The 8,980-nt window shown below is 68.2% G+C and carries 7 protein-coding genes and 1 pseudogene; 3 read left to right on the forward strand and 5 right to left on the reverse strand.

The genetic code is table 11. From position 1 onward, the window contains the following. Together AB0J91_RS32640 and AB0J91_RS32645 are read left to right on the forward strand one after the other, a co-directional pair. A pseudogene (locus AB0J91_RS32640) lies at positions 1-249 on the forward strand (lipoyl synthase); the annotation flags it as partial. A 294-nt stretch (positions 250-543) separates the two neighbouring features. Continuing rightward, a complete protein-coding gene (locus tag AB0J91_RS32645; RefSeq protein WP_363876807.1) occupies positions 544-1,272 on the forward strand; it encodes a DUF4191 domain-containing protein in 729 nt (242 codons plus the stop codon). Between the two features lie 61 nt (positions 1,273-1,333). Here AB0J91_RS32645 and AB0J91_RS32650 read toward each other — a convergent pair whose 3' ends face one another. Beyond that, entirely contained in the window at positions 1,334-1,804 is a 471-nt protein-coding gene (locus AB0J91_RS32650) for an RDD family protein (RefSeq protein ID WP_363790499.1), read from the reverse strand. A 218-nt stretch (positions 1,805-2,022) separates the two neighbouring features. Between AB0J91_RS32650 and glnA the strand changes: the two genes are divergently transcribed. Beyond that, entirely contained in the window at positions 2,023-3,447 is a 1,425-nt protein-coding gene (glnA, locus tag AB0J91_RS32655; protein ID WP_363790497.1) for a type I glutamate--ammonia ligase, read from the forward strand. Positions 3,448-3,581: 134 nt separating this feature from the next. On the opposite strand, the gene AB0J91_RS32660 is transcribed toward glnA, so the two are convergent. The 4 genes from AB0J91_RS32660 to AB0J91_RS32675 form a co-directional block, all read right to left on the reverse strand. Beyond that, positions 3,582-4,442: an SMP-30/gluconolactonase/LRE family protein gene (locus AB0J91_RS32660; protein ID WP_363790487.1), complete on the reverse strand. Its 861-nt coding sequence runs from the start codon at positions 4,440-4,442 to the stop codon at positions 3,582-3,584. Between the two features lie 186 nt (positions 4,443-4,628). Next, positions 4,629-4,865: a GNAT family N-acetyltransferase gene (locus AB0J91_RS32665; RefSeq protein WP_363876810.1), complete on the reverse strand. Its 237-nt coding sequence runs from the start codon at positions 4,863-4,865 to the stop codon at positions 4,629-4,631. A 96-nt stretch (positions 4,866-4,961) separates the two neighbouring features. Next, positions 4,962-7,994, reverse strand: coding sequence for a bifunctional [glutamine synthetase] adenylyltransferase/[glutamine synthetase]-adenylyl-L-tyrosine phosphorylase (locus tag AB0J91_RS32670; RefSeq protein ID WP_363876813.1), 3,033 nt, complete (start codon positions 7,992-7,994; stop codon positions 4,962-4,964). Positions 7,995-8,045: 51 nt separating this feature from the next. Next, positions 8,046-8,792, reverse strand: a complete 747-nt coding sequence (locus AB0J91_RS32675; protein WP_363790481.1) for a type 1 glutamine amidotransferase — start codon at positions 8,790-8,792, stop codon at positions 8,046-8,048. Positions 8,793-8,980 lie beyond the last annotated feature (188 nt).

Here is an 8,980-nt window from a genome sequence, read left to right on the forward strand (position 1 = left end):
CCGAGCCCGCGGCACCACCCGGTGGACCGCTGGGTCAAGCCCGAGGAGTTCGTCGAGCACACCCAGGCCGCCGAGGAGATCGGCTTCCCCGGCGTCATGGCCGGCCCCCTGGTCCGCTCCAGCTACCGAGCAGGCCGCCTGTTCGCCAAGGCCACCGTCCACCGAGGCATGCCGCTGCCGGACAACATGGCCCACCTCGCCGAAGCAGGCACAGCAGCCCAAGAAGCCAGCAGCCTCCTCAACCGCTGACAAAGCTGACTTCGTGGTCGTTTGCGGGGCGGTGCGGGTAGGGGAACCTGAGCGGCGCTGTGGACTCCGCGCGCCTCGACTGATGTATGTCCAATACACGGCGTCGAGGCGTGCTCGCCACAGCACCGCTCACAACCCCCGGCGGTGCGAGTTGCTCAGGGGGTAAAGAGAAAGCGGCTTCGCCGCTCGCCTGACGTGTCGCCGATGCTGGCTCAACCTGATCGGAACACATCTCGATCACGCCACCGAGGACGCGCCTACAACCTCAACGAAGAGAGCCGTATCCTGAGGGGCATGGCCAAGCAGGACAAGGCCGCTAAGAAAGAGGCGGCCAAACAGCGACGTCAGGCTTCGGTAGGCCGCGTCAAGCAGATCTTCGAGGCGTTCAAGATGCAGCGCCGGGAGGACAAGCTCCTCCTGCCGCTCATGCTCGGGGCGTTCCTCGGTGTGACCGTCGTGGTCTTCCTGCTGGGCATGATCTGGGGTCTGCACTGGGTGTTCCTGCCCGTGGGCCTCGCGTTCGGCCTGCTCGCAGCCGTGATCATCTTCGGCCGCCGGGTGCAGGCGACGGTGTTCCGCAAGGCGGAGGGGCAGCCCGGGGCTGCCGGTTGGGCGCTGGACAACCTGCGGGGACGCTGGGTCGTCTCCCAGGCGGTGGCCGGCACCCAGCAGCTCGACGCGGTGCACCGGATCATCGGCCGGCCGGGCATCGTGCTCGTCGGCGAAGGCTCGCCGGGCAGGGTCAAGAACCTGGTCTCGCAGGAGAAGAAGCGCGTCTCGCGCCTGGTCGGCGAGACCCCGATCTACGAGCTGATCGTGGGCAACGAGGAGGGCCAGGTCCCGTTGCCGAAGTTGCAGCAGCGGATCATGAAGCTGCCGCGCAACATCGGTCCTGCCCAGATCGACAACATCGAGAACCGCCTGTCGGCGCTGGCCAGCCGCGGCAGCGCGATGCCCAAGGGCCCGGTTCCGCAGGGCGCCAAGATGCGCAACGTGTCGCGCGCGATGCGCCGCGCCAAGTAACGCGAAGCGAACGAGAGCGGGCCCGGGGACGCGTCCCCGGGCCCGCTCTCCGCGTCGGGCGTCAGCGGCGCAGGACGATGGTGCCGCTGATCCGGTCGTGCCACGAGCGGCCGTCGAAGTTCCAGATCACGGCCGGGATGATCAGCACGGTGAGCAGACCGCGCAGCACGGCGCGCAGCGGGCCGACCATCTTGGGGGCGTCCACGCGCGCCACCCAGATCTTGGTCAGGGCCATGCCGGGCGTCGCGCCGAAGAACGACACCGGCACCACGGTGATGATCAGCCAGGTCAGCAGGCTCCAGTCGCCCGGGTAGGCCGGTGCGGTGAAGGCGGCGGTGATCAGCGCGGCGAGCACCAGGTCGACCACGAAGGCCAGCAGCCGCTTGCGCAGCGGCGCCGCCGAGCCGGGCCCGGATTCGGGCAGCCCGAGCTTCTCACCGCGGAACGCGGGCCGGTTCTCGGTGGCCTGTTCACGCGCCTGGTTCATTGCGCTCTTCGGGCCGTCCAGCCACGAGCCGAGGACGTTTCGCACGTCATCCAGGGTACGCACCTGCTCCCTCAGGCCGCTCGGAGCATCGGCTTCCACCGCGATGTGTAACTGCCGTCACCCGTTCAGGTGGTCGTTAACGCCCACGAAACATTCAGGAGACGCCGGGGCAACACCGGTGACATACCGTCATGGACGAGCCGGCGGCGACCAATCGACGTGGCACCGGTGAGCTGTACGACTGCGTGAAGGAGCCACCGAGCTTGTTCAAGAATCCAGACGAGGTCCTCCGCTTCATCGCCGATGAGGACGTGAAGTTCGTCGATGTCCGGTTCTGCGACCTGCCGGGCATCATGCAGCACTTCACTGTGCCCGCCAGTGCGTTCGACGAGGACGCGTTCACCAACGGTCTCGCCTTCGACGGCTCGTCGGTGCGCGGTTTCCAGTCGATCCACGAGTCCGACATGCTGCTGCTGCCGGACCCGTACACCGCGCGGCTGGACCCGTTCCGCGAAGCCAAGACGCTGATCCTGAACTTCTTCGTGCACGACCCGTTCACGCTGGAGCCCTACAGCCGCGACCCGCGCAACATCGCGCGCAAGGCCGAGCAGTACCTGGCCGAGTCGGGCGTTGCGGACACCGCGTTCTTCGGTGCCGAGGCCGAGTTCTACATCTTCGACTCGGTGAAGTTCGGTGAGGCCCCCAACAAGACCTTCGCCGAGGTCGACTCCATCGAGGGCTGGTGGAACACCGGCCGCGACGAGGAGGGCGGCAACCGGGGGTACAAGACCCGGATGAAGGGCGGCTACTTCCCCGTCTCGCCGTACGACCACTTCGCGGACCTGCGCGACAAGATGGTGTCCGAACTGCAGGACTCCGGCTTCACCATCGAGCGCGCGCACCACGAGGTCGGCACGGGCGGCCAGGCCGAGATCAACTACAAGTTCAACACGCTGCTGCACGCGGCGGACGACTTGCAGCTGTTCAAGTACGTCATCAAGAACACCGCCTGGGCCAACGGCAAGACCGTGACGTTCATGCCGAAGCCGCTGTTCGAGGACAACGGTTCGGGCATGCACACCCACCAGTCGCTGTGGAAGGACGGCAGCCCGCTGTTCTACGACGAGGCCGGCTACGCCGGTCTGTCGGACACCGCGCGCTACTACATCGGCGGCATCCTGCACCACGCCCCGAAGCTGCTGGCCTTCACCAACCCGTCGGTGAACTCCTACCACCGTCTGGTCCCGGGCTTCGAGGCCCCGGTGAACCTGGTGTACTCGCAGCGGAACCGCTCCGCCTGCATGCGCATCCCGATCACCGGCTCGAACCCGAAGGCCAAGCGCGTCGAGTTCCGCTGCCCCGACCCGTCCGGCAACCCGTACCTGGCGTTCGCCGCGATGATGATGGCCGGTCTGGACGGCATCAAGAACAAGATCGAGCCGGCCGAGCCGATCGACAAGGACCTCTACGAGCTCCCGCCGGAAGAGGCCAAGAACGTGCCGACCGTCCCGAGCTCGCTGGCCGAGGCGATCGACAACCTGGAAGCCGACCACGACTTCCTGCTCGAGGGTGGCGTCTTCACCCCGGACCTGATCGAGACCTGGATCCGGTTGAAGCGCGAAGAGGAGATCGACCCGATCCGCCTCCGCCCGCACCCGCACGAGTTCTCGCTGTACTTCGACGTGTGAGTCGATGACCAGCTGAAAGCGGCCCCGCCGGTCCACGACCGGCGGGGCCGCTTCATGTCCGGAGCCACCTCCGCGGCGATGCGAACCGCTATTACCACTCGATGATCAACATCAGCGATAGTCGTCGACGATGTTCAGATCCCCTGCCAGGGAGGCAGCGGGGCGCCCGTCGCGCCGGGGCGGAAGCGCAGGAGGGAGCCCGCGTACGGGTCCGCGTTGAAGGCCGGTTCGTCGTAGCCGAAGCAGGCCGAGGTCACGTAGAGCTCCTCCAGGCGGGAACCGCCGAAGGCCAGGCCGCTGACGCGCCTCGTCGGCGCCCACAAGATCGTCTCCAGGTCACCGGAAGGCGCGTAGCGATGTATCCGGCCCGTCCAGTGCATCGCCACCCACACGCAGCCCTCCGAATCGACGGCCAGCCCCTCCGGACTGCCGTCGGACTCCGCGCACACCACCCACTTGCGGCCGGCGTACGCGCGGGCGCGATGCGGGTCGTAGTCGTAGATCCAGATGGTGCGCACGTCCACCACGTACATCCGGGTGCCGTCCGGGCTCCACGCCACACCGCCCGGCCCGGTCAGCCCGTCGATCAGCAGCCTCGCCCGGTTGCTCTCCAGGACGTAGCAACCGCTGGCCCGCAGGTCCGCCGCGTGGGTCAGGGTGCAGGCCACGAACCGGCCCGCCGGATCGCAACCACCGGTGCTCATCCGATCCCCGTTGCGCACCTGCACCACCGGCTCCAGCCCGGAACGGCCGAGATGAACCCGGGAGAACCCGCCGTTGGCCGCGGCGATGAGCTGCCCCTGCCGCGTGGCCCCCAGCGCGGTGACCTTGCCCGGCAGCACTCGCACCTCGTCGACGCCGGTATCGCGGTAGTAGGCGTGCAATTCTCTGCGCAGCAGATCCACCCAATACACGCAATTCTGGGCGGACATCCACAGCGGAGCGCTTCCACATAAGGCCTGTCGGTCGACGAGCAGCTCGAAGTCCTCGGACATTTTCCAGTCCCCTTATCCCAGACCGCGGTGCATTGATCAGGTTAGGGATCCATTCACCCCCGAAGCGACCGCCGACCGGCGGGTTCCGGCGTTCGCCTGGTCTAACCCAGTTCGAGGGCGAAACGGACACGAGCGCCACCACGACCGTCGTAATTGCAGAGCACGGGGACGCCATCGATTTCGCCGTCACCGTCCAGGACGCGGAAGCCCATGCGTCGATGGAATTCGATCAGACCCGGTGTTCTCGGGTGAGGCGATCGCGTGGACCTCTGTTCGTCCGGCGAACGAAATGGCTTCGAAGAATTCGCCGCAAAGCCGGCGGGCGAGCCCGTTCCGGCGCTGCGCCGGATCGACGCCGACGAAGTGCAGGTAGCCGACCTGCGGCTGATCAGCGGAGAGGAATCCGATCAGGAACCCCAGCATCCGCTCGTCCTCCCAGGCGACGAAGCAGGTGCTCGCGAAGTGTTGCAGGAACGGCCTCGGCACCAGCGCCGAGACCGCCGGTCCGCCTGATCGTGGTCATGCCTCGTAGAAGATCCGCTCCACGATCGCTCTGGCGTGACGGGTGACCCGGAGGTAGTCGTCGACGACCTCACCGGTGTCGACCTCGGCCGAATAGCCCAGGGCAGCCGCCACCGCGACCCGTTCCTGCACGTGCTTGGGCAGTTGATCGCCCGGCTTCCCGCGAACCAGCATGACCGCGTTGCGGAAGCGGGTCGCCAGCATCCACGCGTCGATGAGCTCCTGCGCGTCGGACTCGGTGAGCAGTCCGGCCTCTGCCGCCGCGCGCAGGCCGTCCAGCGTCGAGGTCGTGCGCAGCTGCGGTGTCTCGTGGGCGTGCTGGAGCTGCAACAGCTGCACCGTCCACTCGACGTCGGCCAGCCCTCCCCGGCCGAGCTTGGTGTGCGTCGCCGGGTCCGCACCGCGCGGGAGGCGTTCGGCGTCCACGCGAGCCTTGATCCGCCGGATCTCGCGCGCCTTGGTCTCGTCGAGACCGCCCTCGGGGTAGCGGATCGGATCGATGGCGCGGCAGAACCGCTCCCCCAGGTCCGGGTCACCGGCCACCGCGCGGGCCCGCAGCAGCGCCTGGAACTCCCAGGCCTCGCCCCACCGCTGGTAGTAGGAGATGTAGGACTCCAGCGTGCGCACCAGAGGCCCCTGCTTGCCCTCCGGCCTCAGATCGATGTCGACCTCCAGCGGCGGGTCCTGGCTCGGTGCGCCCAACAACGTGCGCACCCGCTCCACCACGGTGCTCGCGAACTTCAACGCCGTCGCCTCATCGGCCTGACCGATCGCCTCGCACACGAACAGGACGTCGGCGTCCGAGCCGTAACCGAGCTCCGCGCCGCCGAGCCTGCCCATCCCTATCACCGCGATCCTCGCCGGGACCTCACCGTCCCACTTCGACGCTGTGTCCCGGACCGACACGTCCAGCGCCGACTCCAGCACCGCGACCCAGATGTTCGACAACCCCCGGCACACCGTGTCGAGCTCCACCAGCCCCAGCAGGTCCGCGCAGGCTATGCGCAGCAGCTCGTGCCTCCGCAGCGAACGCGCAGCAGCAGCCGCCCGCTGCGGATCCGCGTAGCGACCGACCGTGCTGCGCAAGGAGATCGCCGCCTCGTGCGAACCGCGCTCCGCCAGCGCCGGCGTGTCGGCCAGCAGCCGCAGCACCTCCGGAGCGCGGATCAACAGCTCCGGCACCAGCTTCGACGTGCCCAGCAGCTGAGCGAGCCGCTCGGCCACCACTCCCTCGTCCCGCAACAGCCTCAGGTACCAGGGGGTTTCGGCGAGCGCCTCGGAAACCTTGCGATAGGAGAGCAGACCACCATCGGGATCCGGCGTGTTGCCCAGCAGGTCCAGCAGCACCGGCAGCAGTGCGCCCTGGATGCTCGCCCGGCGCGACACACCCGAGGTCAACGCACCGATGTGCCGCAACGCCCCCTGCGGGGAGGTGTAGCCCAGCGCGGCGAGCCGTTCGGCGGCGGCCGAGGTCGTCAACCGCATCGCCTCGGTCGGCACCTTCGCCACCGCCTCCAGCAGCGGGCGGTAGAACAGCTTCTCGTGCAGTCGCCGCACCCGCTTGGCATGTCTGCGGAACTCGGCCACCAGCGCCTGCGCGGCCGTGTTGCGGCCGCTCGACCGGAACCCGACCGCTCGCCCCAGCACGGCCAGCGCATCCGCGTCGTCGAACTCCGGGAACAAGTGGGTGCGCCGCAGCTGGCGCAGCTGCAACCGGTGCTCCACGGTCCGCAGGAACCGGTAGGAGTCGATCAGATCAGCGGCGTCGGCCCTGCCCACGTAACCGCCGTCACCCAGGGCTCGCAGCGCCTCCAAAGTGGACGAAGACCGCAACGATTCATCGCTGCGGCCGTGCACCATCTGCAGCAGCTGCACCGCGAACTCCACGTCGCGCAGACCGCCGCGCCCCAGCTTCAACTCCCGCTCGGCCAGGTCCAGCGGAACGTGGTCCTCGACCCGCCTGCGCATCGAGCGCACATCGGGCACGAAGTCATCGCGCTCGGCGGCCGTCCACACCATCGGTCGCACCGCCTCGAGGTACCGCAGACCCAGCTCCGCGTCACCGGCGACCGGACGCGCCTTCAGCAGTGCCTGGAACTCCCAGGTCCTGGCCCAGCGCCGGTAGTAGCTGAGATGCCCGTCGAGGGTGCGGACCAACGCACCCGCCTTGCCCTCCGGGCGGAGGTTCGCGTCGATCTCGAAGAACGCCGGGCCCACGATGCGCATCATCAGGCTCGCCAAGCGGGTTCCGACCGCGACATCCGCTTCGCTGTCGGCGACGAACACGACGTCGACGTCGCTGACGTAGTTCAGCTCGCGGCCGCCGCACTTGCCCATCGCGATGACCGACAGCCGCGGGATCTCGTCGATGCCGGCCTCGGCGACCGCCACCGCGAGCGCAGCCTTGAGCGCAGAGACCGCCAGGTCCGAGAGCATGTCCGCGACCTCGTCGTAGGACAGCGGCGAGAGACCGGGCTCGGCGATGTTGCCCAGGTCGCGAGCCGCGACGTCCAGCAGCAGCGCCCGGTAGGTCGCGCGGAGCTCGCGGACCGCCTCCTGGCCTTGAAGCTTGGCGACGGGGCCGCCCTCGGTTCCCGGTTCCCCATCCCCTTCGGCACCCACAGCGGTCAGCAGCGCCGCGGTCCACTCGTCGACCGTTTCCGGCGGAGTCGCATCCGAGGCCAGCCGAGCCCAGTCACCCGGGTGAGCGGCGAGGTGATCGGCGAAGGCGGTGGACTGGCCCAGCACGCCGAACAACCGCCCCCGAAGCCCCACGTCCTGCGCCAAGGCCGTGGCGAGCGCGTCCCACTCGTCCGGAGACGCTTCCCGCATCCTCTCCAGCGAGTGCAACGCCAGATCCGGATCAGGAGTGCGCGACAACGCGGCCAGAATCGGTTCGGCCTCACCAGGACCGCGTTCCGACCACCACCCAGCACGCCTCAACTGGTCCGCGGCTCGTTCGGCGTCGCTGAACCCGTACCGGGCCGTCGACGGGACCGAACCAGACCTGGACGAGCTGCTGTTGGCCATATCCGAACCGTAGTCGGCAGCGGGCCCCTCTGTGGACCCGCCTGCACGAGGTCACGCGAGAGGGAGGAACCTGCTCGCCTTGCGCTCTTCCGGTGGCGTGCCGACGATGCGAACGAATCGCTCGGCGACCGGCTGCCAGGTCTCGGCCAGATCGGCGTGGAACTCAACGAGGTGTTCGGGATCGAGGTCGCCGGGGCGCGCGGTCTCCGCCATCTCCGGCGAGTTCCGAGCCCATTCCAGGACGACTTCCGGCGTGGTCTCGATGTGGAACTGCAGGCCGTAGGCGCACTCGCCGAGGCGGAACGCCTGGTTGTCGCATTTCGGAGAGGAAGCCAGCAGCTGCGCGGACGGCGGCAGGCTGAACTCGTCGTTGTGGAACTGCACGACGTCCGGCGTCAGCGGGAGCGGACCGAGCAGCGGATCCTCGGCGGCGACATCGCGCTTGGCCACCAGCAGGGTGCCGACCTCCGGTCCCTTCCGGATCGGCCGCACCTGACCACCGGTCGCCGCCGCCAGCAGCTGCGCTCCGAGGCAGATCGCGAGCACCGGCAGCCGCTTGGCCACAGCACCGCTGAGCATCAGGCGGACGTCCGACAACCACGGGTGGTCGATGTCGTCGTAGGCGCCCATCTCACCGCCGAGAACGACGAGCGCGTCGTAGTCGTCGAGGCTCGGCAGATCCCGTTCCGCCGGCTGCACGACGTCCAGTTCGGCTCCGGCATTCCTCAACCAATCACCGAGACGCCCCAGAGGGTCAACAGGCGACGGTTGCACGACCAAGATCCGAACACCGCTCATGGCACCGAGGTTACGGGCGGCGGGTCCACTTCCTCAACAACGACTCCCGCCAAAACCGGTGTTCGTCGGTCGGCTGATCCGGAATTGGATTTCCCCGCGGGTTTTTCGGGCATGAAAAATGGGGTGGGCAGAAGAATTTCTTCTCCTGCCCACCCCACATAAGGATTGTGTCGGCGGTGTCTTACTCT

This window comes from Saccharopolyspora sp. NPDC049357 (assembly GCF_040677225.1).
In the GTDB taxonomy this organism is placed as follows: domain Bacteria; phylum Actinomycetota; class Actinomycetes; order Mycobacteriales; family Pseudonocardiaceae; genus Saccharopolyspora.

Bases quoted from the DNA above. Each gene is read 5' to 3' on its own strand.
- AB0J91_RS32645 (WP_363876807.1), top strand. From the start codon at position 544: ATGGCCAAGCAGGACAAGGCCGCTAAGAAAGAGGCGGCCAAACAGCGA.
- AB0J91_RS32660 (WP_363790487.1), bottom strand. From the start codon at position 4,442: ATGTCCGAGGACTTCGAGCTGCTCGTCGACCGACAGGCCTTATGTGGA.
- AB0J91_RS32665 (WP_363876810.1), bottom strand. From the start codon at position 4,865: ATGCTGGGGTTCCTGATCGGATTCCTCTCCGCTGATCAGCCGCAGGTC.
- AB0J91_RS32670 (WP_363876813.1), bottom strand. From the start codon at position 7,994: ATGGCCAACAGCAGCTCGTCCAGGTCTGGTTCGGTCCCGTCGACGGCC.
- AB0J91_RS32675 (WP_363790481.1), bottom strand. From the start codon at position 8,792: ATGAGCGGTGTTCGGATCTTGGTCGTGCAACCGTCGCCTGTTGACCCT.